This window comes from Lysinibacillus sp. NPDC098008 (assembly GCF_044760715.1).
Lineage (GTDB): Bacteria > Bacillota > Bacilli > Bacillales_A > Planococcaceae > Lysinibacillus.
This window is the reverse complement of the sequence record NZ_JBIWBA010000021.1, coordinates 12,862-36,855: the sequence shown is the minus strand read 5'-3', so window position 1 is coordinate 36,855 and position 23,994 is coordinate 12,862. Positions and strand designations below refer to the sequence as shown.

Here is a 23,994-nt window from a genome sequence, read left to right as displayed (position 1 = left end):
TTAACTTGTTGCTTAGACAACAGGCGGAAGTAGTTCAGTGGTAGAACACCACCTTGCCAAGGTGGGGGTCGCGAGTTCGAACCTCGTCTTCCGCTCCATATTTATATTGGCGGCCTAGCTCAGCTGGCTAGAGCGTACGGTTCATACCCGTAAGGTCGGGGGTTCGATCCCCTCGGCCGCCACCATATTAGGCCCGTTGGTCAAGTGGTTAAGACACCGCCCTTTCACGGCGGTAACACGGGTTCGAATCCCGTACGGGTCATCCAAAGTGTAGCAGATGAATATTCATCTGTTGCACTTTTTTTAGTTCTATCATGTTGAAGTGTTCACGCAATTACATGCATAATAATGAATATAGGTATGTCTACAAACCTTGAAAATACAAGGATATTGGTTTGTAAATAGCTCTATATTGTTAGGTGTTATATCAAGTTGAATCGTCTGGAAATGTATAAAGTTAAAAAGCTAAGATAAACTAATTATTGTTTATACAAGAATCTTCCTAGAAAGAGGCTTTTATAGATTAACCTTTTACGAAGTTTTATTTATTCTTATAGTTATGTGTCTTTAAAGTGGGGGGACTAGTTGATAATTTTCTTATGGTAGGAGATTCTACAGCCCCTTTTTAGCAATAGGATGTAGCTTCACTTTTGCCATCCATTTCCTCCATTATTTTATCAAAAAAAGAATTTTACATACTTTTCATTTAAATTAACCGTTACATAGGGATTTATTCTTTATTGTCACTATCTTTTTCAGTTGTTATGTAAAGTTTAAATGTATATGGATGAATAAAAATTTAAGTTGTTAAAGTTTCCATTGCATTACTTTACTATTTAACAAATTAAGAAATAAGGAGTGAAGCCTTATGAAAATCTATTTGATTACTATATTTTTAGGCTCTATTGTGGTGTTAGCTACCCGAATAATTAATGAGCCTCTTGCTACTCTCCTTTATTTTATAATTATTTTTTGGATGATGATGTTCTCAGTAGTTTATTTCAAAAAATATAAGAGAAATTAAAATGCTCCAGACTGTCAATAAGAGGTTTTGAGAAATTCAACCCCAATGCCGTTTATCATTTTCTTATCTTTTTATATGTTTCTTTCGTAATATTTTAAAGCATACGTCCGTGCCAGTTAACTAAAAATATGGCATACTTATATAGACAATTCACGCTACTTTAGGAGGTTTATCACTTGTGGGCCAATTAACAAAAGCCGCTCTCATTTGCGGAAGCGGCTCAATGATTATTCTTATTTCGATTCTTATTCGTCTGCCTTTTTTTGTACAAATTCTATTACTCCTTGGTGGGCTTGCTGTAAGTATATATGGGGTCTTTGTACTGGTGAAAATGGTGCTTCATCCAGCAGAGAACAAAGTGATCGCTGCTCCTGAACAAGTAGAAACTGCCCCTTCGAAAAAGAAGAAAAGACCTTCGTCTACTTTATAATGCATCAAAAAGGGATTAGCCTTTTAGAAAGCTAATCCCTACTCTATTTCATACACTTTTTCTACGATTAAAACAGTCAGCAAACTACCCTCTTCTAGCTCCGCGGCCACCGCGTTTTGACTCTGTAGCACGTTTAAGTGTTGCTAGACGTTCATCACTATCTTTTAAGAAGCGTGCCATTTTCTGCTCAAAATTTTCTTTTGGTTGATGGCGCTCGTTGCGATCGTTAGAACGATTTTCACGACGCGGACGTGCTGGACGCTCTGGTCTTTCAGCTTGAGGTTTTGCTTTACGGATTGAAAGACCAATCTTTCCGTCCGCTTCAACATTCATCACTTTTACTTCAACTTCATCTCCAACTTTTAGATGCTCATTGATATCTTTTACATAATTATCAGCTACTTCACTAATGTGAACTAAGCCTGTTTTGCCATCTGGCAGCTCAACGAATGCTCCAAAATTTGTGATTCCTGTTACTTTACCTTGTACCTTGCTGCCTACTTCAATTGACATAAAAAAAATGCTCCTCCTTAAAAATTAAGCGACCCATTTGAGTCATGTAATCAATTTAATCAAACTTTTTACTGCAATAAGCTTCTCTTTTCATTATATATAACAAAAAAAGAGTGTCAACAATACTTAGCCTCTCAGTCGTCTTTTTTATCCTCTTTATCTGGGATAATGAAAATAATTTCACCTTCCTCAGATAAATAATACTCTTTTCGTAAAAGCTTTGCGATATACTCATCATCTTCTAATTGTTTGATTTTAAGATTTAATAAGTCTTGTTCCTCTTTCAATTCAGCAAGATGTTGCTCTGCTTCTTTCTTTGCCTTTTCTTTTGTTGCTAATACTTCATTTTGATGTGACAACACATTTAAGAGAAGAGCGATAATAACGACTGGTATAATCGCAAAAAAGACAATGCGGCGAATTTTACGTTTGCGCGCTTGCTGCTTGCGATTGATAGCTTTATCCGTGTTACGGACATAGTCATTATCAAGCTTCTTGAAATTTTGTTGTTCATCATTTGATGAATGACGTTTTGTCATGCCCGCACCTCCGAAAATTATTGTTGTTTTTTATTATACTTCAAATATCGTAACTTTTTTAAAAAAGTGTAGGACAAATACGAATAAATTTTGACAAAAGGCCTTAAAACAAACATGATTATATGAATGAACAGTTGAAGAACCTGTCGAATAACCGTGATAATTAAGTGTATGATAAACCAAAGGGGCTTCCATGTTATATTCACCAAAATCCTTGCAACGAAACGTAAAAAGTTTTGAAAAAATGATTGATACAAAAAAATCCCAGCAATTTGCGCTAGCGGGTCATAAGCCCGCCAAGCGCCATCCTTTAGCCAAAACAATAAATAGTATGTCAGCCCTCCAAGTAAAATCCAGGTAATTAATTCAAAAACCATCATCCACCTTCGAAGGCTTGACCTTTTTGGAGTCGAAAAAACAATGAGCCTCACACTATCAATAATGAAACCAACTGCTATACCGCTCAAAACCATGACAATTAAGTGAAAAAATTGCTCACTAACAATCATCCAAATAACTTATGAAGGAAACCTTTCGAGAAGCCACTTTCCTCCTCGTCATACTGCAAGGTTTTTACAGTTCCTTCAAGCGTCAATAATCCTTTGTCAACATCTAAGTGAACGATATGCAGTTCCTCTCCACGGATTAGCAAATGCCCTTGGGACGTCTTAATAAAAAACTCTTCCTGATCAAAGCGTTCAATTGATTTTACAGAAGTCATGTCCATTCTTTTACGATTGCGAATCGTTAAAATATGCTCTCCAGATGGAATTGTGTAACGATTACTTTCTTGATGTAGCGTCATTTTCTTCCTCCTTTAGTCGTCCTAGCTTCTGTTCACTTTATGCGGACAACCTTCAAAGCATGACAACTTTATTGCAAGTTATGTAATTCTGTCAGCTAGAAAGTAGCAAGCAACAACATCAGAAGGAGCATTGATCATGACTAGTCCTCATCATCAATAAATTCTGGTTCAACCTTTTCAAGACGCTCTTCTTTTAAAATGGTAAACATGTTTGCAGCATCTTCCTTTTTCACCGTATCACGTAATTCTTCTACGCGCGCTGTAACGATTTTTTGACCAAAACGAATCGCCAGCTCATCGCCTGCCTTTACCGTGCTACCAGCCTTTGCTACTTTCCCATTAATTGTAATACGCCCTTGGTCTGCCACTTCCTTTGCCAAGGTGCGACGTTTAATTAAACGTGATACTTTTAAAAATTTATCTATTCTCATATTGTTACTCCCTTTCTAATTGCTTTGCTTCATCCCAAAAAGCATCTAGTTGCTCTAATGTAAAATCAGTAAATGATTTACCGCTTGCCTTTACCTGTGCCTCTACATAGCCAAAGCGTCTTGCAAATTTCTCATTAGCATGCAGCATCGCTTCTTCTGGTGATATTTTATAAAATCGTGCTAAATTCACCAATGTAAATAATACATCACCGAATTCATCAAGACGGGATGCATTTGAGCCTTTTGTAACCTCCGCTCGGAATTCCTGCCATTCCTCTGCAAACTTTTCCCATGCTCCTTCTACATCTGGCCATTCAAAGCCTACCTTTGCAGCTAGCTTTTGATAGTTATAGGATGTTTGTAGCGCGGAGGAGGCTCGATACTGCTCACTTAATAACGGCTTATCACTAATGCCCTTTTCCTGAGCCTTAATAGCCTCCCAATTTGCTACAACGCCCTCAGCATCCTCCACTGCAACATCACCAAAGACATGTGGATGACGACGAATCATTTTTTCACTAATAGAGGCTAAAACATCTTCAAGCGTAAAGTAGCCTTGATCTTCCCCAATTTGTGCATGTAAAAATACTTGCAACAGCACATCACCAAGCTCCTCAATCATTGCAAAATCATCCTCAGCATCTACAGCAGCTAAGTATTCATGTGCCTCTTCCAGCAAATATTTTTTCAATGACTCATGAGTTTGTTTTCGATCCCATGGACAGCCATCTGGACCTCTTAATGTAGCAATAATTTGACGGAATGTTGTCCAATCCCGTAGCGCCTCTTCCTGTGATTTTACAGGCGGAACATAAACGGTTGTTAAATTATTTACCTCGACACTTTGATCTAGCTCATAAAGTGGAACCGTTATTATTTTCTCTTGAGCAGACCCCGCAGCTGTCACAACTGTTACAGGATACTCATCATCATATTTTTCCATTAAAGTGAGCTTCACTTCTGAGGCGCTAAATGTATCATATACTTGGGCAATTAGCAGGTGCTGACGCATATTTATATCATGCATGGAAAAGCTAGTGCCATCTAATAATTGAAAGCCCTCAATTGGATCAATTTTTAATGCACCAAAAATCGGGTCTAAAAAGCTTTGACCACCTTCAATCACTAAATTCACTTTCCCATCATTCGCTGCTGTAATTAGCAATTGCACTGTTTGCTCCGCCACTAATGGATGCCCCGGCACAGCATATATAATATCTTCTCTAGCTGCCGCTTCAATGAGTTTATCTGCAATTTCCTCATAGACAGGCTGGAATGCATTATGCTTTTCATAGATTTCGTCAAAGCTTTTAAACTGGACACCTTCCGCTGCTAATTCCTCCAATACAGGATGATCCACTGTCCGAACATATAATGTTTTCGCATGTTTTAATTTTCGATAAACGCCCATTTGCAGCTGATTAAAATCCCCTGCACCTAGGCCAATAATTGTTAAAGTATTCAATAATTCCACCTACTTCTTGATCTCAATCCATACAGGTATTTTCAGGAATGCAACAATAATTTATAGTAGAAGGGGATACCATTAATGTTCCGCCCCTTCCACCTTTTCTTTACTTTTACTCGCTATGCTTCTTGAAAAGGGTTGAATTTAGCCATAGTTGGTAAATAGCCATCCTTCTCCCAAACGGTAATAAATACCACTCTTTTTCTACTAACACTCGTTTCTTTGCAATAATTGTTAGCAACACAAAGGCCCCTAAGCATACTGCTGTAAAGCTGGTAATAACGGCTGTTGCACGTGAAGATAGGAAGTAACTTACAAGAGCTGGAGTAATTTGTAACCATATAAGTACAACAACTGCCATGCTTAACGATGCTATTCCTACTTTTTTATAAAAGCTACTTGATGCTAACTGAATGCCCGACAAACGCTTTAAATAGATAATAAGCATGGATGCCGTTAATAATAAGCCTATATCATTGGCAAGCGCTGCACCTAATACACCCAGCCAACCAATCATCCATAGATTTAGTACAATTTTAACGATAAAGCCTATTAGTAAAAATAAGGCTGGCTTTTTTAATTTACCGTAGCCTTGTAAAATAGCTGTAAATGTAAGGATAATCGACAATGGTACAATTTGAAATACATAGATTGTTAATACTAATGATAATGCATTTGTTTTAAACAACATTTCATTCAAATAAGGCATCACAAGCATTAAGCCTAAGGAAGAAGCCCACCCAAATAAAATAGATGCTTTATAGGTTAGCTGGATAAATGGAATCGCACTACGCCCCTCTTGTTTTTTAGACAAATGCGCAACAAGAGGTACAATGGCAAGTGATAATGAGGATGCAATCACAACACCCAACTGCACTAATGGCTGACCACGATCATAAATTCCTTTCGTTTCCTTAGCTATTGTAGGAGCCATGCCGTTCTCCATTAGCAATGAATAAATTGTAAACGAATCAACTAATTGATAGCCAAGTAATAATAAACCACTCATACTTACACTTAAGCTTAACAATGTAACTTCTTTAATAATCGGTAAGCTTGCTAAAAGCTGGCGTTGCTGCCTTCCATAAAGTAGCCCAAAACGTCGATAAAATAAATAAGCAAGCAATAAAAAAGCAGCTATTTCACCAATAACAGTACCAGTAATAGCCATCTTCCCTGCGCTATAAAGCGAGTTAGTTGTAGCCATAATAATAAAGGTTCCTGCTAAAATTACGGTTACCCTAATAGCTTGTTCTAGTACTTGAGCATAGGCAATCGGCTCCATAATTCCTCTCGATTGAAAGCCACCTTTTAAAATAGCAAGTGCTGGCATTACCAATACAACAAAGGAGCCCGTACGTATTAATGGGGCAAGCTGAGCATCACCCATCCACTGTGCAATTTTGTCAGCTCCACCAAATAAAGCGACAAAAAATAGCACTGATAGCACTGTTAAATAACGAAAAACTACACGCATAATGGCGCTCCGCTTTTGTTCACGTTCCTGTGCATCAACAATACAATCATTATCTGCTAGCATTTTAGAAACAGCAACAGCGAAGCCGCTGGACGTCCAAACAACAAAAATCGATATAACAGGATAGACCTGCTGATAAATATAAAACCCTTCATCACCAACAAGATTTTGAAAAGGTACACGATAAATGGCACTAAGCACCTTTACAATAAGGGCAGCTATTGTTAATAAGGCAGCTCCCTTCATGTAGCTTTTCATGCCAAAACGTTGCGCCATAAATTGCCCTCTTTCCTTCTTAACAATGCCAATAGTATAGCATATCTTAAAAGTTTGACGCGCTTGACCGCATCAAGTTTCCAAATTTGAATGCTGATTAGACGCAAAAAAAGTTATTGTTCAGCCTCAACGGTCATCGCAATAACTTTTAGATGCATTAACTATTCATTTGTTTCGCTAAGAAGTTTGCAGCCGTTTCCACAACTTTTACTTCTACATCTCCAACAAAATGTACTTTTGATAAAATAATAATACAGCCAATCGGGTCACCATTTACAACAATTGGTGTCGCACAATACGATTTGACTTGCTCATATTGCCCTGGCACAATTTCAATCGTTGTTTCCATTTTTTCAATCTTTGTAGAACGTTCCTCCATAAAGCCCTCTGCAAAGGACGTAATACGACGATTAATATATTCTTTTTTGCCAATCCCCGCAATAGCAATTACTTCATCGCGATCAGTAACAAATGCTGGTGTACCTAATGTTTCATATAATGTTTCCACATATTCTCTTGCAAATTCCCCTAAATCATTAATGGGAGAATATTTTTTTAATATGACTTCACCTTCACGGTCCGTATAAATTTCAAGAGGGTCGCCTTCACGAATACGCAGCGTCCTACGAATTTCTTTTGGAATAACTACACGCCCTAAATCATCAATACGACGAACAATTCCTGTTGCCTTCATTCTTATGCCTCGCTTTCGCTACAATGAAATTTTGATTCACTTACAGTATGGTTTTTATTGAAGCAATCTATGCAAAAAACTGAAGAAAAAGGATGTCGTAGCCAACAAAATTTTACAAAAGGCGCTAAAATTCCTTTGCTTCGCGAGTATTTACCTCTGCTCCGCGGGTATTTACTCTTGCTCCACGGACATTTCTCCCAATTCACTATAAATAAAGAAAACAGGCGAAGGATTGCTCCTTGCCTATTTTGTTTCTTGCTTACTGTGCTAGCTGCTCGTTACCATCCTCATCGATATAATAAGAATGTGTAGTGGCTGCTTCTTCAATTTCTTTAAATGCCCAGTGGGTTGCTTTCACATCTGGGAAGCTTGGTGCTGTCACACCGTTTAATGGCCCACGCTCAAACATACGGTTTATCATCACCACTGCTTGTGCACGTGTTAAGGCATCATTTGGGGCGAATTTACCATTTGGTAAACCATTGATAATCCCTGCTGTACGGTTTGCCTCAATAATCCACTGTGCCCAGTGTCCTTTTGTATCCTTGAATGTTAACGCCACATCCTCTTCCACGGCAAGCTCTTTAAAGTTTGCGACAACTGTTGCCATTTCAGCACGTGTCATTTTTGCGCCTGCATGGAAGTTGCCTTGGTTGTCCCCATTCATCAAGCCTTGCGCCTTCACAAAGGCAATTGCCCCTGCTGCTGGATGAGTTTGGGCTACGTCTTTAAATGGTGCTTGACTTACCTGCTCCTCTGTATAGCCTAAAATACGAGCTAGCATTAATGCAACTTGGGCGCGTGTCACGTTTTTCTCAGGCCCAAATGTGCCATCTGGGAACCCTTGAATATACGCTGGATGTGTGCCCTCTACTTGTTGTGCCACTTGAATAATCGTAAAGGTACTAAATTTCTCGACTGTAAAACGTAGACCTGTTTTGCCATCATGCATGGTTACCACTTCTGGCTTTACGACCTTTTTCTCCCCATCTGTATGCTCAATAAAGATCGCTAAGCTATTGAAAAAGGCTTGGCGCTCTGCTGCATTGGCTGGGATGTTTACACCTTTTAATGGAAATATCTACAAAACCTATACAATGGTATGTATCTTATCCACTAATGCTTTTGGGCATAATCAATACCAAGATGCTTGTCTAATAGCGAAATAATAATTATTATGTGCGCTAAGGAATCGTCAATAAGAGAATGGATAGACTATCAAAATGAATAAGTTCTGTGAGGAACTGAAGCTAGATGAAGGATTTTTAGGCAAAGAAAAACCTAAACTATTCTATGGAAGCACTTATTGAGTGTTCCATAATAGTTTAGGTTTTCTATTTATATGGTTTTATTTAGCTTGTATTACTTAGAGTCGCTTTATTTTATTGTTTTTTTGCTTTATCAATAATTTGCATTAGCTCTTCTAAAATATCGAAGGGTTGAGATTTGCCACATTTGCGCTCATCTATTGTTAGCTTTAATTGCATGCCATCCATCCCAAAGCCAACTGCTCGCTCAAACTTCATGGACTCTTCAATAATTTTACTACCATCCACATTTGTCGTGCCTTCCTCAGATAGCAGTATCGTTATAAGCTTTTGCTTATCCTTAACAGAAACGACACCTGCACCAAGTCCCCAAACCTTCATGCGGGCGATTCGTAGCAAACGCTCTGTTTCAATTGGAAGATCGCCAAAGCGATCCTCTAATTCCTCCATAATTTCATCATACTCCTCCACCTGCTCCATCGCCTTAATGCGTTTATACATTTGGATTTTTTGATAGCCATCTGGAATATAGGCATCAGGAATATAAGCATCCACGCTTAATAAAATTTCAATTTCAGGCTTTTCTTCTTTTTTCACACCTGTTTGACGTTCAGCAATTGCCTCTTGTAGCATTTGCGAATATAAATCAAAGCCGACTGAATCAATAAAGCCATGCTGCTGTGCTCCAAGTAAATTCCCAGCTCCACGGATTGATAAATCACGCATAGCGATTTTAAAGCCTGAGCCAAGCTCTGTAAATTCTTTAATTGCCTGTAAGCGTTGCTCTGCTACATCTGTCAACACCTTATCACGCTGGTACATAAAGTATGCGTATGCTACCCTATTTGAACGCCCAACACGTCCACGTAATTGATAAAGCTGTGCTAGACCCATTCGGTCAGCATCATGAACAATTAATGTATTGACATTTGGAATATCGACGCCTGTTTCAATAATAGTTGTCGTTACAAGCACATCGTAATCGCCCTCTAAAAATGACAAAATCACAGATTCTAGCTCTGTTTCTGTCATTTTCCCATGTGCAAATCCTATACGAGCCTCTGGAACAAGCACTTGAATTTCCTCCACTCTACGCGCCATATCCTCCACACGGTTATAGAGATAAAATACTTGTCCACCACGTGCCATTTCTCTTTCAATTGCCTCTCGTACTAATGCACCGCTATGCTCCATAACATATGTTTGAACAGGGAAGCGGTTTGCAGGAGGCGTTTCAATAACAGATAAATCACGAACACCTACCATTGACATATGAAGCGTTCTTGGGATTGGTGTAGCTGTTAATGTTAAGACATCGACATTTGTTTTTAACTGTTTAATTTTTTCCTTATGTGTTACACCGAAGCGTTGTTCCTCATCAACAATTAATAAGCCCAGATCATGGAATGTTAAATCTTTCGATAAAATACGGTGTGTCCCTACGACAATATCGACTTGCCCTTCTTTTAAGCCTTTTAGTGTTGCTGTTTGCTCCTTTTTTGTACGGAAACGCGATAATAAGCCGACATTAATCGCAAAGTCTTGGAAGCGCTCCCGAATTGTTTCATAATGCTGCTGCGCTAAAATGGTTGTTGGCACAAGGAAAGCAACCTGCTTACCATCCTGAATCGCCTTAAATGCTGCACGAATAGCAACCTCTGTTTTGCCATAGCCCACATCACCACAGACAAGGCGATCCATCGGGCGCTCCCGTTCCATATCTCGTTTCACTTCAACAATAGAACGTAGCTGATCCTCTGTTTCCTCATATGGGAACATTGCCTCAAAATTGCGCTGATCATCATTATCAGGTGAAAAAGCATGCCCTTTTTCTGCTTCACGTTTTGCATAAAGCTTAATTAAGTCATCTGCAATATCCTGTACAGCAGAGGATACCTTCGCTTTCGCCTTTTTCCATTCTGCCCCACCTAATTTATGTAGCTTTGGTTCACGGTCCTCTGAGGCTACATATTTTTGGATTAAATCAATTTGTTCAACAGGCACATATAATTTATCGTCTGCTCGATAACGAATGTGTAAATAATCCTTATGTGTACCGTTTACCTCTAGTGTTTCCACACCAATATATTTTCCAATCCCATGATGCACATGTACAACATAGTCGCCAGGCTTAATTTCTGTGTAGCTTTTAATGCGTTCGGCGTTCGTCATTTTTTGTGTACGTGCTTTTTTCTTTATTTGCTGTTTAAAAAGCTCATCCTCTGTGACAACTGCTAAACGTTGCAGTGGTAATTCAAAACCACTTGATAAACTACCATCTACAATATAAATACCAGGCTCTGCTGGCTCGCCTATTGCTGCATGAATATCGTATTCCTCAAGCATTTGCTGCACACGCTTGCAACGCTCTTTATCCCTCGCAACGATTAATACTGTAAATTTACCAAGTAGCCAGCGTTCAACCTCGTTTTGTAACAGCGACATTTGCCCATGAAATTGCTGCATTGGCTTGCAGGAGAAGCTCGTTGTTTTATTAAATGTTATGCCTGAAAATGTTCGTGAAAATAAGGAAAATGATAGCTTTTGCTGTGAAAGCATTGCGAGTATTTCCTTTAGTGTAAAGGCAGGCTTCACATCATGAACCATTTTTCCTTCTTCAATTAAAGATAAAAACCATTCTTCCTCTTCACGTTCCCACGCATCCATTACTTCTTGAATACGTCCAAGCTCATCAAAAAGTACAAGGCCATCCTGTGCAAAGTAATCCCCTAAATAGGCTGTTTGCTCATACAATAATGAGCCATATTTGTTGACATAGTCAGGTAAATTCCCCTGCTGTAGCAATTCAATATCATATTGAATATGCTGATAGAGCAGCTCCTTTGTTTCCTGCTTCTTGACCTTCTTTAAGCTTGATGCTAATGCTGTTTCTAAACGATTTGCCAATGCCTGTCTTTCTAGCTTCGTTAAAATTACTTCTGATGCGGGAAGAATACGAATTTTTTGTAATTTATCGATAGAGCGCTGATTATCTGCCGAAAATGTTCGAATAGAATCTACTTCTGTATCAAATAATTCAAGACGAATAGGTGATGCCAAATAAGGTGGATAAATATCTAATATTCCCCCACGTAATGCAAACTCTCCTGGCGTTGTCACCATGGAGTTACGCACATAGCCCATCTCGACTAATGTTTGTAACCATCCATCAATATCAATCTCTTCTCCTACAGCTGTTTGTAAGAAATATCGTAGCCAATGTTCTTTCGGTTGCATGACTTTGCGTAGACCTGCAACAGGGATAACATAGACTGCCCTTTCACCTCTAGCTAAGCAATCCAATGTTGCAATACGCTCAGCACGTAATTCAGGAGAGGCTACAGAAAGGTCTGCTGCAATAAATTCATCGGCTGGATAATAGTAAACATGTTCCTCCCCTAATAACCCAGCAAGTTCATCCACCATCTTCTGTGCTTGCAATAGATTAGGAGAAATAATATAGATTGGCTTTTTTACATATTCAAATAACGCATCGACCATGACAGGCCGTGCGCTTCCTGTTAAACCTGTAATAAGCTGTGATGCAGTTTGACCGCTCCGAATCTCCTGTAAAAATGATGTAATATGTTTATCCTGCGACACAAGCTGTCGTAAAATTTCCACAGTCAAAAGCTCCTTTCAGCATAAAAAGTGTATTAATTTTTACTATTAATCTAGTGCTATACATATAGCTTTATTGGCTTTTTATAAAACGGAAAAAGCCTTGAGCACACGCGAAGTGCGTCAAAGCATCCTTCCATTTATTGAATCCATTTATTGAGTGCGTGATAATCTGGATATTGTCTCAGCGAATCCTCACATTGCTCACAAATGCAGTGCACAGTCGTTTGTCCATGTTGATCCTTCTCAACATAATCATCCGCTTCTCCCAATTCGAAAATATGTAGCTTCCGAATTGTATCATCTGCATCAAATGGTAGTGTCCCTATTTCTACTTCACAATGCCTACATCGATAGCGAACTGACATCTCCAAATCATCCTCCTTTAAGCAACTTACTACTTAAAGTATAGACATTTATAAAAAGGATTATGCACTTTGTCATTGCATCTGCTTTGCAATATTTTAAAGCACGTAACTATTGTTTTAGCAATAAGTGCACTTTAAACCATTGAGTCTTTCATGAAAATTAATGAGCCTACTTCCGTTTATTTACTTGTATTAAAATGATTCATCACATCAAGAAATGGCTTGGAAAGAGATGCTTCAATAGCATTTACAGAATTTTTAATGGCATCCTCTATAAGCACTTGATCTTCCTTTGAAAATTTCCCCAGTACATAATCGGCTACCTTCATGCCAGCTGGTGGACGACTAATACCTACGCGTATACGATTAAACTCCTGTGTTCCTAAATGTTGAATTAATGATTTAATGCCATTATGTCCTCCTGCACTGCCTTTTTGACGCAGGCGTAATTTTCCTGTTTCTAAATCTAAATCATCATAAATAACGATTAAATCTTCTACAGCAATATCAAAATAATCCATCAGTGGGCCAACGCATTCCCCTGATAAATTCATATATGTTAAAGGCTTAACAAGTAGAACCTTGCCCTCAGGTCGATGAATGGTTGTATACATCCCATTAAACTTTGAATTTGTTAAAGCTGTTCCCCACTTTTCTGCTAATGCATCTATTACATCAAAACCAATATTATGTCTTGTATGTTCATAAGGTTTACCAGGGTTTCCTAAACCAACAATAATTTTCATAACTACCTCTCTCTTTCCCCACTCTAATAGTCATTATTTTACCATATCACATAGCTAGAAAGCATATGGTACAATCCCAAAAGCTTCAACAAAAAAGAAAGCTAGTAAGAAAGTTTTCAACTTTCCTACTAGCCTATCCTATTTATTAATTTTTACACTTATTCTTCAGCATTCTCATCGGTTTCTGCTGCTTCTATAGTATCTTCCTCTGTAGCCGTTGGAGTTGGTGCTACAACTGTTGCGATAACATAATCATCATCACTTATAATCTCGACGGGTACACGATCACGAATATCTGTAACTGTTAAAGAATCGCCTATTTTAAGCGCAGTCACATCAACATCAATTGTTTCAGGTATATCTGTTGGCTTTACCTTCACTGTCAATTCTAAATTAGGCTGCATTAAAACGCCGCCTTCATTCACACCGATAGACTGACCAATTAATTTAACTGGTACATTTGCTTCTAGCTCCTCAGACATGTTGATCGCTAAAAAGTCTATATGATTCACTTGTTCTTTTAGTGCGTTCTGCTGTATTTCCGAAATAACAGCATTTACTTTTTTTCCTTCTAACTCCATTGCAAACACACCATTTTGTCCATTTTTTTGCACGGACTTTTTAAAGTCCTTTGCAGAAATAGAAATTGGGGTTGACTCTAATTGATAGCCGTAAATAACCGCAGGAATGGCTCCCCCTTTTCTAAGTTGGGTTAATGTCGAACGATGCCCAGTTTCGCGCTTTTTAACACTTAATACTGTACTCATACCTCTTTATTCCCCTTCCAAGAAAAATTATTTACGCCTTCTTAATAATTATGGTTCTTTCGAAGGCTATTATACTATTTACCTCTTAAAAGAGCGTAAATACTATAACATACTTTCTATTATACCCATTTGTGAGAGCTTTCACACAAAATACGCCTATAAAAGATTTATAGCAATAGCAAAAAGAAGCTCCTAATAAGGATTTCCATTACAATCGCATGCTTCTCAGGGCGTCCGCTGAGCCACTAATCCCCACTCCACTCAACCCTATAATGCATAAAAATTTTAGGGACAGCTTTAATATAAAAAGACAAACCTATCCATAAAGATAGGTTTGCCCTTAGTTGTCATATTTATGATTAATCGAATAATGTACTTACAGATTTGTTTTCATATACACGAGAAATTGCATCTGCCATTAATTTAGCTACAGAAAGCTCTGTAATTTTTGGCGATTTTTTCTCTTCTGATAGTTGGATTGTATTTGTAACGACTAATTCTTTAATAGAAGAGCCTTCGATACGTTCGATTGCTGGCCCAGATAGTACAGGGTGAGAACAGCAAGCGTAAACTTCTTTTGCACCAGCGGCACGCAATGCATCCGCACCGATTGTAATCGTGCCTGCTGTGTCAATAATATCATCAATTAAGATTGCCACTTTACCATCAACATTACCAACAATATTCATAACTTCCGCAACATTTGGTTTTGGACGACGTTTGTCAATAATTGCAATTGGTGCTTTTAAACGTTCAGCCATTTTACGAGCACGTGTTACCCCACCGTGGTCAGGTGAAACAATAACAATTTCATCTTCTGGAATACCTTTAGATTTAAAGTAATCAGATAGTAAAGGTACTGCCATTAAGTGGTCAATTAAAATATCAAAGAAACCTTGGATTTGAGGTGCATGTAAATCTAATACAATTACACGTGTTGCACCAGCAGTTTCAAGTAGGTTTGCCACTAATTTAGCTGTAATTGGCTCACGTGCTTTGGCTTTACGGTCTTGACGTGCATAGCCATAATAAGGCATAACAACGTTTACTGTACGAGCAGATGCACGTTTCACTGCATCTACCATAATTAAAAGCTCCATTAAATGTTCGTTTACTGGTGCAGAAGTTGACTGCACGATAAACACATCACAACCACGAATACTTTCTTCAATGCTAATTTGAATCTCTCCATCGCTGAAGTGCTTAACAGAAGATTTCCCTAATTCAACACCCATTTCCTGCGCAATTTCTTGCGCTAATGGGTTATTGGAATTAAGTGAAAATATTTTTAATTGTGAGTTTGCATAATGATATGGCATGATGGCCTCCTGTTTAATTGATAATTATTTTGATTTTAATTTGCTTACATAATTCGGTTTGTTTTCTTGTCTTGCACGTGCAATGGCAAGTGCATCCTCAGGAACTTCTTTTGTAATTGTAGAACCTGCTGCAATAAATGAACCTTTTCCAACTTTTACTGGTGCTACTAAGTTAGAATTACATCCTACAAATGCATCATCTTCAATAATTGTTTTGAACTTATTTTGTCCATCATAGTTGACTGTAATAGAACCACAGCCAATATTGACGTTATTACCTACTTCTGCATCACCAACATAGCTTAAATGCGACACTTTTGTATCGTCACCTAGCTTGCTTTTCTTCACTTCTACAAAGTTACCAATTTTTACATGGCTACCAATATCAGAAAGTGGTCGAATATGTGCAAACGGTCCGATGGCTGTATCTTCAGCTATAACGCTTTCACGTACTACAGAAGAATGAATCGTTGTACGATCACCAACACGACTATCTATAATTTGAGTATTTGGCCCAATAATGCAATCTTCACCGATAACAGTAGCACCTTCAATTATTGAACCTGGTTGAATAACCGTATCACGCCCAATAACTGCGTCTGCACTAATATGCGTTGTATCAGGATGGATAATTGTTACCCCATTACGCATATGCTTTTCGTTAATTCTGATACGCATTAATGTTTCGGCTTGTGACAAGGCCACACGATCGTTGACACCTAACGTTTCTTCAAAATCATCTGTGACATATGCTTCTACAATATCACCTTGTTTTTGTAAAATTTCAATAACATCTGGTAAATAATACTCACCTTGTGCATTGTCATTTTTCACAAGTTTTAATGTTTCAAATAATAATTTATTATCGAAGCAATATGTGCCTGTATTGATTTCTTTTACTAATTGCTGCTCTGCTGAAGCATCCTTTTGCTCAACGATTTGTTCAACCTGTCCGTTATCGCCACGTAAAATACGACCATAACCAGTTGGATTTTCAGCAATCGCTGTTAAAATAGTTGCTGTAGCATTTTTTGCTTGGTGATGTTCAAATAAAGCCTTCATTGTTTCAGGACGAATTAATGGTGTGTCACCGCATACAACTAATGTTGTACCTTCTTCGTTGCCTAAAATAGCTTCAGCCTGTTGAACAGCATGTGCTGTACCTAGCTGCTCTGTTTGTAAAACATACTCACTTTTATCGCCAAGTTGTTGCTGTACTTTTTCTGCACCATGTCCTACAACCGTTACAATGCGATTTACATCTAACGTTTGAATATGATCCACCACATGTTGTACCATTGGTTTCCCACATACTGGATGGAGCACTTTATATAATTTGGACTTCATACGTGTACCTTGACCTGCAGCCAAAATGACAGCAAAAATATTGCTCATCTGTAAGTCCTCCAATACGCTCATTTTCTCTTATGACTATATAGCAAAATCCATCTATTTTCAAGGTATGTAGAGTTGACAAAAAGATGAACGCCCAAATCTGCTGCACCTTCTACTCGAATGAGGTAGTGTATATCGTAAAATTACCCTATTTTACTTTTTATTAAAATAAAAAGAACTCCTCAAAATATGAAGAGTTCCTACTGACTTTCATTATCAAATATCATAGTAATTTGTAATAAATATTTTTAATTACTATTTATTGGCTTTCTATTACACACCAATCTCCTCTAATTCTTCCTCTTGAGCCATTTCCTCTAATTCACTAGAATTATGATACTCTTTTAAAATGATCTCCTGAATTTTATTGCGAGTATCAGAATTAATTGGATGTGCAATATCTCTAAATTCTCCATCTGGTGTTCGCTTGCTTGGCATTGCTACAAATAACCCTGTGTTTCCATCAATTACACGAATATCGTGCACGACAAATTCATTGTCTAGTGTAATGGAAGCAATCGCACGCATGCGACCATCCGTTTGTACCCGACGTAATCTCACATCAGTAACTTCCATTTTCTCACCACCTCTCTTCTTGGATGCCTTGTGAAAATATTATATTCTAGGTCACCGAATATTTTCCTTTTCATAGTCTATCAAATTTTCTAAAAAATTTGAATACTTATCAGAATAATATTTTCCCTTCCATACGCCAATTTTGACAATTGTTTGTCAACATTTCATTTATTAAAGAAAAAAGCTCACTAAAGAGAATATATCATACCCTTTAGTGAGCCCCCATTTCATTTATTTAACAATAGCAATAACTTCGATTTCTACTTTTACATCCTTTGGAAGGCGTGCTACCTCTACTGCTGAACGTGCTGGTTTATGTTCACCAAAGTGGCTTGCATAGACTTCATTCATTGCAACAAAGTCATTCATATCTTTCATAAAGACTGTTGTTTTTACAACATTGTCTAAAGATGTACCAGCTTCCGCTAATACTGCTTTTAAATTAGCGAATACTTGATTTGTTTGAACAGTGATATCACCTTCTACTAACTCACCCGTAGCTGTTAATGGAATTTGACCAGAGCTATAAAACATTCCGTTAACAATAATTCCTTGTGAGTATGGCCCAATTGCTGCTGGCGCATTTGTTGTTGCTACTACTTTCATTTATCATGTCCCCTTTTAGAAAAATAGTTTCCTTCACTTAATGCAATTGTTCGGTCTTTTTCATTGACCTCATGAAGCTTTACAAGTGAATAATAATCATCTACTAATGTTTCGTCCGCATGCTCAGCCTCAACAAGCACCGCTATGCCTGCTAGCTGACAGTCAAATTCCTCTAATAGATTTTTCATGCCATTCATCGTACCGCCGACCTTCATAAAGTCGTCCGTAATTAATACACGTTGTCCACTCTTCATGCTTCTTTTTGATAATACCATTGTCTGAATTCTTCTGGAAGAACCAGATACATAATTAATGCTAACAGTAGAACCTTCTGTTACTTTACTATCTCTTCTCACAACAACCACTGGCACATTTAAATGTCTTGCAATGGCATGTGCAATCGATATACCTTTTGTTGCAACAGTCATAATCACATCTATTTGCTGATCTGCAAAAGCAGAGGCAAAGACTTTCCCTACACGGTTAATTAAATCTGGATTGCCTAGTAAATCTGTCATAAATAAGTAACCGCCTGGTAACAGTCGATCTGAATGTTCAAGCTCTGCTTTTAAATCTTGAATCACTAAACGTACTTCTGCCTCGGACATTTTCGGAATATACTTTACTCCTCCAGCAGCACCCGGCACTGTCATCAATAACCCGATTCCTTTTTCTTCGAAAGTTTCTTTTACAATCGTTAAATCCTCACTAATAGATGACTTAGCAGATTGATATAGTTCTGAAAAATAAGTTAGCGGGATCAGCTGATGTGGATGTTCTAGTAAGTAGTACGTCATATCAACTAGTCGTTCACTACGCTTCCATTTCATGCGACCCTCTCCTAAACACGAATATTTATAGGTAAAATTAACACAAATTTGCGTTTCTAAGCAAGCGTATTTCGCTCACCTAAAATTCGTACTGCATAAACTTCCTCACAAAACCCACGTAAACCATTATAAATACGGCTGACACGAGCTTCACTATCCACAAGCCCAAATACAGTTGGACCGCTTCCACTCATTAATGTGGCATCTGCCCCAAAGCGCTTCATTTGTTCCTTTAGCATCACAACTTCTGGGTGTAGCTTAAATGTTACAGTTTCCAAAACATTTCCTAATGAAGCACATAGTAGCTCATAATCCTTTGTTTCAATCGCACGTATCATTTGTTTTGTATCTGGATGTTCTAGCCCCTCAACCTTTAGTCCGCCATATACTTCAGCCGTTGATACGCCAATTTTTGGCTTAGCTAAGACAACCCAACAATTAGGGGGTGCTGGTAATTCTTCTATTATTTCCCCACGTCCTGTAGCTAATGCTGTGCCACCATAAACGCAAAATGATACATCTGAACCGATTTTAGCACCAAGCTCAGCTAATTCATCTATGGATAAGTCTAACTCCCATAGCTCATTTAAGCCCTTTAATGTAGCAGCTGCATCGCTACTGCCACCCGCTAGCCCTGCCGCAATCGGTATCTCCTTTTCAATCGTAATGGATACGCCTTGCCTAATGCTGTATGTATCTTTAATAAGGCGCGCTGCCTGATAAGCAAAGTTGCGATGATCAGTTGGTACAAAGTTATCTGTTGAAATAATTTGAATTATGCCATCTTCTCGAGATTCAAGACTTATACGATCAGCTAAATCGACTGTTGTCATCACCATCTCTACTTCGTGAAAATTATCTGGTCTTTTATATAGTACATCTAATGTTAAATTAATTTTTGCAGGCGCCTTTACATAAAGCATTTTCCTTCCTCCCTTATAGCACACGCATCCATTACGACTCCACGTAATAGCGTCCCAATTTTTTGAGCCCACTTCACAAGCTCCTCCTTCAAATTCGTGACATCCGCCTGAAGCTTTATCTTAATTTGGCAGCAGTTTATCTACCTACAAAATCAAGCTAAAAAGTTTTTTGTCGCGCAAGATTTTTCAATTTATTTTACCATATTGGTCATACGAAAATGGAAAAAAAGAACCGTTTACCTTATTCGGCGTAACGGTTCTCTATTGTCAGCTGTATTTGTTGTGTTCGTAAGGATTTTCATCCCTGCTGAATCAAAATAAGAATAGCCTACTTACGCTCTTGCTCACTACTTGCTCGTTCAGCCATTTCAATGGCACGTTTCACCATATTACCAGCATCACGAGCTTTTATGCCGCCCCAGCCTTCTCTTTGCACAACATCATAAAATCCAAGTTCTTTTGCGATCTCTTCTTTTAATCGAGGTGACATGATACCTTTTCTAGGCATAGTAACTCCTCCTTTAACAGCTGACGCTATTAGTATGCCCATAAAAACGCAAAACACCCATGTAGTTTTTAACATACATGAGTGTTTCTAAAATATAGAAATAAGAACTAGAAACTATTTTGCGACAGCAGCTTTTGCTTCGTCTAAAAATGTAATCTCTACTGCTTCAGTTAAAATATCTGTGTAACTGTACGATACGCGCTTACACGTATTGTCTTCTTGATCGAGCTCCACTACAAAGATAGCGCGATATGTTTCACGCAATGTCCCTGCACACTCAACCGTTTTCTTGCGACCTCCGTTTGCTTTTAATTGCAAACGTTTACCCAAATGACAATCCAACGACTTTTTAATGTCCGCTAAAGTTTTTGGCATTTTCGCTTACACCTCACTAATAATCAGTATAAACGATCCGCCCAAAAATGTCAACAAAATATAATATTTTATCAGCCTCTCGTAAATTTTGTCAACTTATTTTTTATAAAAAAATAGATATTTTTTTACACCTAAGAAAAAATGTTAACAAAAATTTTTACTTTGCAAATATCGGATATAATGAATCCGCTAATTTTCCGAACTCCTGAATCGTAAGCGTTTCTCCTCGACGTGTTGGGTCAATATTAGCTGCTGTTAATGCCTCCAAAATCTGTTCTTTTTGTGCCTTACCATTTGGTAAACCAGATTGCAGGTTATTATAGATCGTTTTTCTTCGCTGTACAAAAGACGCACGTGTTACAACAAATAAAAAATCCTCATCTATTACTTTTACTGGTGGCTCATCATGTTTAATAAGACGGATAACAGCAGAATCAACATTAGGCTGTGGCATAAACACTGTTTTCGGCACAGTCATGGCAATATCCGCTTTCACATAATATTGAATCGCAATTGATAGTGAGCCATATTCCTTTGTTCCCGGCTTCGCTATGATACGGTCTGCCACTTCCTTTTGCATCATGACAACAAAGCCACGAATCGGTAATCGATCATTTAGTAATTTCATTAAAATTGGTGTAGTTACGTAATATGGCAAATTGGCAACAACCATAATATCCTCAATTCCTGGCATCTCCTCCGCAATAACCTTCGCAACATCTGCCTTTAAAATATCCGAATGGACAATCGATATATTATTATATGGGCTAAGTGTGTCATTTAGTACAGGTAATAATCGTTGATCGATTTCAAAGGCAACAACTTTTTTAGCATTTCTCGCTAAATGCTCTGTTAATGCACCAATACCGGGTCCAATTTCTATTGCTCCACTGTTTTCTGTTAAATTTGCATGACTTACTATATTTCGTAAAATATTAGGATCAATTAAAAAATTTTGCCCTAAGCTTTTTTTAAATGAAAATCCATATTTTTTTAAAATTTCTTGTGTTCGTATTGGTGTCGCAATATCCTTATACATTATTTTCCTCCTGATCTAACTGTGCGACCGCCGCACCAAATTGCTGTTCTGTAATTTGAAACATCTTTAATCTTTTATGGAGCTGCTTACCATTTGTTGCACCAATATTTAAGATTTCTCCCAGACGTTCACGGCGCTGCTTTGCTTGTGGGTGACCTATTAAATGCGCTGTCATTAAATCTTCCAGCGTAATATTATCTTCGTTTGGTACATCGCAATTTGGGGTATAAACATGCTGTAAAGCTTCACGAATATCTTGATCAGCAGCGTGCTCAATCCCTAACCCTTTACCATTCTTTGCAATTGTTTTTGCTTTTGGTAGAAAAGCATGCTTTACTCCTTGAACATGCTCCTCAATAATGGCACGTATTCGACGTCCTGGATAGTCAGGGTCAGTAAATACAACAACACCACGCTTCTCCTGCGCATGTTGGATTCGCTTTAATGTTTCTGCAGATATAGCCGATCCATTTGTTTCGATTGTATCTGCCTGTACAGCTCGTTTAATAGCTGTTGTATCATCTTTTCCTTCAACAACAATGATTTCTTTAATTTGCACAAAGGCTCCTCTTTTCTACCCTATCTTCTGACCATTTTACAACTGCACAATATAGTTTGTACAGAAATTCAAGGTAAGCCTCACACTATCCAGCAGTTGAAAAGGTCTATCCGTCGTTCTAACATTACAATCCATTAAAAAAGGCTTTCCCGCCAGTCAAAACAGGAAAGCTTCATTCAGTGAAAAACATTTTGATTAATTTTACAATTTTTTTAATTTAATACTTTTATACGGACTTTCTTACGGCCCCAGTTACGTGCTTGGGCATCTGTTTGCACAAGTACGTCAATTTTATTGCCTTTAATGGCACCACCAGTATCAGCAGCAATTGCTGTACCATAGCCTTCTACCCAAACTTTTGAACCTAGTCTAATAACAGACGGATCGACTGCTATTACCTTTAAGCCAGAGTTTGAACGTAAATCGATACCTGTTGCTGATGTGCCTGAGCATCCATTACAGTATGGCGTATAGGCTGTTGCTGTAACATAAAATTCTTTTCCACTTGCTGGCTCAGCAGCACCACGCGATACAGTTGGTGCTGCTGCTACAGTTGCAACAACTGTTTTTGTACCAACCGCAACAACCTTTGTCTTTGGTTGTTTTAAAATTTTCTCAGATTGCAGATTTTTAGCTACAACCTTACCATTTTCTTTGACAACTTCATAGGTACGAGAAACTGAACCTTTCTCACCTGCTGTCACTACTTTTTCTTTCCCTTTTAGCAATGAAGCATCCTGTTTCTTTTCAACTGCGAAATCTAAAGAGTCTTCCACTACATCGATAACCTTTTCTACGCGAACTACTTTGATTTTACTCTCTGGAGTAATAACGTCCTCTGGGTTATTCTCGACACGATCGAATTCATTTAGCTGAATTCCTTGTTGTTTTAAAAAGTTAGCGACCGTAGTCGAAGTGGACCATACTTGTTTTTTGTTTACACCATCAACAAGCACCACTTGAAACGCTTTTTTGATGTCAATTTTGCCGTCTTCGCCTAGTTCAGTATCTAGACCTTGCGCTAAAGCGTCATGTTCAGATACTTCGATATTTGCTTCCTTCAAAATGTCCTTCACTAGTGTTTCAGTTGTCCAAACTTTTGACTGATTTCCATCAACTGAAATTGTTACTTCTTTTGCCTGTTCCCATGTAATTGCTAATCCATTAACAATTTTGGTGTTCAGAGAGGGTGATACTTTATCATGCTCTGCTACATCTATATTTTGATCTTGTAATAATTGTTCTACAGTTTTGGCATGTGTTGATACTTCGATTGTTTCTCCGTTTGCTTCAAGCTTTACGGCTTTTTTCGTACCTTGATAAAGCACGAAAGAAATGACAGACACAAATAGGACAAGTGAAATAATTCTTATCACCATTTGCTTACTCCTCAATGATCCTAAGAACAAGTTTTTCATGGAATTATTTGACATGAAA

General features: G+C 38.0%; 25 protein-coding genes and 3 tRNA genes. 4 read left to right on the top strand and 24 right to left on the bottom strand.

The genetic code is table 11. The features are described 5' to 3' along the window. Window positions 1–23: 23 nt before the first annotated feature. From ACIQVU_RS15980 to ACIQVU_RS15965, 4 genes are all read left to right on the top strand, one after another. Window positions 24–98, top strand: a tRNA-Gly gene (locus ACIQVU_RS15980). A gap of 10 nt (window positions 99–108) precedes the next feature. After that, window positions 109–185, top strand: a tRNA-Met gene (locus ACIQVU_RS15975). 5 nt (window positions 186–190) lie between these two features. Continuing rightward, window positions 191–262: transfer RNA gene (locus ACIQVU_RS15970), tRNA-Glu, on the top strand. A 940-nt stretch (window positions 263–1,202) separates the two neighbouring features. Then, window positions 1,203–1,454 (top strand): hypothetical protein, encoded by a 252-nt coding sequence (locus ACIQVU_RS15965; RefSeq protein WP_340803802.1) that lies wholly within the window; start codon window positions 1,203–1,205, stop codon window positions 1,452–1,454. 84 nt (window positions 1,455–1,538) lie between these two features. Here the strand turns inward: ACIQVU_RS15965 and ACIQVU_RS15960 are convergent, their stop codons facing one another. The 24 genes from ACIQVU_RS15960 to ACIQVU_RS15845 all read right to left on the bottom strand — a co-directional run bounded on the left by ACIQVU_RS15960 (window position 1,539) and on the right by ACIQVU_RS15845 (window position 23,990). Then, a complete protein-coding gene (locus ACIQVU_RS15960; RefSeq protein ID WP_274795172.1) occupies window positions 1,539–1,967 on the bottom strand; it encodes a S1 domain-containing RNA-binding protein in 429 nt (142 codons plus the stop codon). A gap of 134 nt (window positions 1,968–2,101) precedes the next feature. Continuing rightward, window positions 2,102–2,506: an FtsB family cell division protein gene (locus ACIQVU_RS15955; RefSeq protein WP_340803800.1), complete on the bottom strand. Its 405-nt coding sequence runs from the start codon at window positions 2,504–2,506 to the stop codon at window positions 2,102–2,104. A gap of 17 nt (window positions 2,507–2,523) precedes the next feature. Beyond that, window positions 2,524–3,015 (bottom strand): spore cortex biosynthesis protein YabQ, encoded by a 492-nt coding sequence (yabQ, locus tag ACIQVU_RS15950; RefSeq protein WP_340803799.1) that lies wholly within the window; start codon window positions 3,013–3,015, stop codon window positions 2,524–2,526. Continuing rightward, complete coding sequence (gene yabP / locus ACIQVU_RS15945; protein ID WP_004229167.1) at window positions 3,012–3,311, bottom strand: sporulation protein YabP; 300 nt, start codon at window positions 3,309–3,311, stop codon at window positions 3,012–3,014. The genes yabQ and yabP overlap by 4 nt, the downstream gene beginning before the upstream one ends. A 140-nt stretch (window positions 3,312–3,451) precedes the next feature. Further along, window positions 3,452–3,742: an RNA-binding S4 domain-containing protein gene (locus ACIQVU_RS15940; RefSeq protein ID WP_340803794.1), complete on the bottom strand. Its 291-nt coding sequence runs from the start codon at window positions 3,740–3,742 to the stop codon at window positions 3,452–3,454. A 4-nt stretch (window positions 3,743–3,746) separates the two neighbouring features. Further along, window positions 3,747–5,207 carry a bifunctional methyltransferase/pyrophosphohydrolase YabN gene (gene yabN / locus ACIQVU_RS15935; RefSeq protein WP_340803792.1) on the bottom strand — a complete coding sequence of 487 codons (1,461 nt, stop codon included), beginning with the start codon at window positions 5,205–5,207 and terminating at the stop codon, window positions 3,747–3,749. A 115-nt stretch (window positions 5,208–5,322) separates the two neighbouring features. After that, window positions 5,323–6,963: a putative polysaccharide biosynthesis protein gene (locus tag ACIQVU_RS15930; protein ID WP_340803790.1), complete on the bottom strand. Its 1,641-nt coding sequence runs from the start codon at window positions 6,961–6,963 to the stop codon at window positions 5,323–5,325. A gap of 157 nt (window positions 6,964–7,120) precedes the next feature. Then, window positions 7,121–7,657 carry a stage V sporulation protein T gene (gene spoVT / locus ACIQVU_RS15925; protein WP_340803789.1) on the bottom strand — a complete coding sequence of 179 codons (537 nt, stop codon included), beginning with the start codon at window positions 7,655–7,657 and terminating at the stop codon, window positions 7,121–7,123. 259 nt (window positions 7,658–7,916) lie between these two features. Then, window positions 7,917–8,609: an S-layer homology domain-containing protein gene (locus tag ACIQVU_RS15920; protein ID WP_340803788.1), complete on the bottom strand. Its 693-nt coding sequence runs from the start codon at window positions 8,607–8,609 to the stop codon at window positions 7,917–7,919. A gap of 430 nt (window positions 8,610–9,039) precedes the next feature. Next, entirely contained in the window at window positions 9,040–12,549 is a 3,510-nt protein-coding gene (gene mfd / locus ACIQVU_RS15915) for a transcription-repair coupling factor (protein WP_402896285.1), read from the bottom strand. A gap of 137 nt (window positions 12,550–12,686) precedes the next feature. Next, window positions 12,687–12,914: an anti-sigma-F factor Fin gene (locus ACIQVU_RS15910; protein WP_016993788.1), complete on the bottom strand. Its 228-nt coding sequence runs from the start codon at window positions 12,912–12,914 to the stop codon at window positions 12,687–12,689. Between the two features lie 179 nt (window positions 12,915–13,093). Then, the gene (pth, locus tag ACIQVU_RS15905) at window positions 13,094–13,660 is read right to left on the bottom strand and encodes an aminoacyl-tRNA hydrolase (RefSeq protein WP_340803785.1); all 567 of its coding nucleotides are present in this window, start codon (window positions 13,658–13,660) and stop codon (window positions 13,094–13,096) included. Between the two features lie 158 nt (window positions 13,661–13,818). After that, window positions 13,819–14,427 (bottom strand): 50S ribosomal protein L25/general stress protein Ctc, encoded by a 609-nt coding sequence (locus ACIQVU_RS15900; protein WP_340803784.1) that lies wholly within the window; start codon window positions 14,425–14,427, stop codon window positions 13,819–13,821. A gap of 359 nt (window positions 14,428–14,786) precedes the next feature. Beyond that, the gene (locus ACIQVU_RS15895; RefSeq protein WP_340803783.1) at window positions 14,787–15,746 is read right to left on the bottom strand and encodes a ribose-phosphate diphosphokinase; all 960 of its coding nucleotides are present in this window, start codon (window positions 15,744–15,746) and stop codon (window positions 14,787–14,789) included. A 24-nt stretch (window positions 15,747–15,770) separates the two neighbouring features. Further along, window positions 15,771–17,141 carry a bifunctional UDP-N-acetylglucosamine diphosphorylase/glucosamine-1-phosphate N-acetyltransferase GlmU gene (gene glmU / locus ACIQVU_RS15890; RefSeq protein WP_402896282.1) on the bottom strand — a complete coding sequence of 457 codons (1,371 nt, stop codon included), beginning with the start codon at window positions 17,139–17,141 and terminating at the stop codon, window positions 15,771–15,773. 273 nt (window positions 17,142–17,414) lie between these two features. Beyond that, the gene (gene spoVG / locus ACIQVU_RS15885) at window positions 17,415–17,717 is read right to left on the bottom strand and encodes a septation regulator SpoVG (protein WP_402896280.1); all 303 of its coding nucleotides are present in this window, start codon (window positions 17,715–17,717) and stop codon (window positions 17,415–17,417) included. Window positions 17,718–17,948: 231 nt separating this feature from the next. After that, window positions 17,949–18,323 carry a RidA family protein gene (locus ACIQVU_RS15880; RefSeq protein ID WP_340803779.1) on the bottom strand — a complete coding sequence of 125 codons (375 nt, stop codon included), beginning with the start codon at window positions 18,321–18,323 and terminating at the stop codon, window positions 17,949–17,951. Beyond that, window positions 18,320–19,153: a pur operon repressor gene (gene purR, locus ACIQVU_RS15875; protein WP_004229190.1), complete on the bottom strand. Its 834-nt coding sequence runs from the start codon at window positions 19,151–19,153 to the stop codon at window positions 18,320–18,322. Before purR ends, ACIQVU_RS15880 begins: the two co-directional genes overlap by 4 nt. Before the next feature lie 56 nt (window positions 19,154–19,209). Then, window positions 19,210–20,076 (bottom strand): 4-(cytidine 5'-diphospho)-2-C-methyl-D-erythritol kinase, encoded by an 867-nt coding sequence (ispE, locus tag ACIQVU_RS15870; RefSeq protein ID WP_340803776.1) that lies wholly within the window; start codon window positions 20,074–20,076, stop codon window positions 19,210–19,212. 328 nt (window positions 20,077–20,404) lie between these two features. Beyond that, window positions 20,405–20,584, bottom strand: a complete 180-nt coding sequence (locus ACIQVU_RS15865) for a small, acid-soluble spore protein, alpha/beta type (protein ID WP_053997048.1) — start codon at window positions 20,582–20,584, stop codon at window positions 20,405–20,407. Window positions 20,585–20,698: 114 nt separating this feature from the next. Then, the gene (gene veg / locus ACIQVU_RS15860; protein WP_340803774.1) at window positions 20,699–20,959 is read right to left on the bottom strand and encodes a biofilm formation stimulator Veg; all 261 of its coding nucleotides are present in this window, start codon (window positions 20,957–20,959) and stop codon (window positions 20,699–20,701) included. A 157-nt stretch (window positions 20,960–21,116) separates the two neighbouring features. Continuing rightward, complete coding sequence (rsmA, locus tag ACIQVU_RS15855; RefSeq protein ID WP_340803773.1) at window positions 21,117–21,998, bottom strand: 16S rRNA (adenine(1518)-N(6)/adenine(1519)-N(6))-dimethyltransferase RsmA; 882 nt, start codon at window positions 21,996–21,998, stop codon at window positions 21,117–21,119. Further along, on the bottom strand, window positions 21,991–22,557 hold the full coding sequence (rnmV, locus tag ACIQVU_RS15850) for a ribonuclease M5 (RefSeq protein WP_402896276.1): 567 nt from the start codon (window positions 22,555–22,557) through the stop codon (window positions 21,991–21,993). Before rnmV ends, rsmA begins: the two co-directional genes overlap by 8 nt. A gap of 212 nt (window positions 22,558–22,769) precedes the next feature. Then, window positions 22,770–23,990 carry a resuscitation-promoting factor gene (locus ACIQVU_RS15845; protein WP_340803771.1) on the bottom strand — a complete coding sequence of 407 codons (1,221 nt, stop codon included), beginning with the start codon at window positions 23,988–23,990 and terminating at the stop codon, window positions 22,770–22,772. Between the last annotated feature and the right edge of the window lie 4 nt (window positions 23,991–23,994).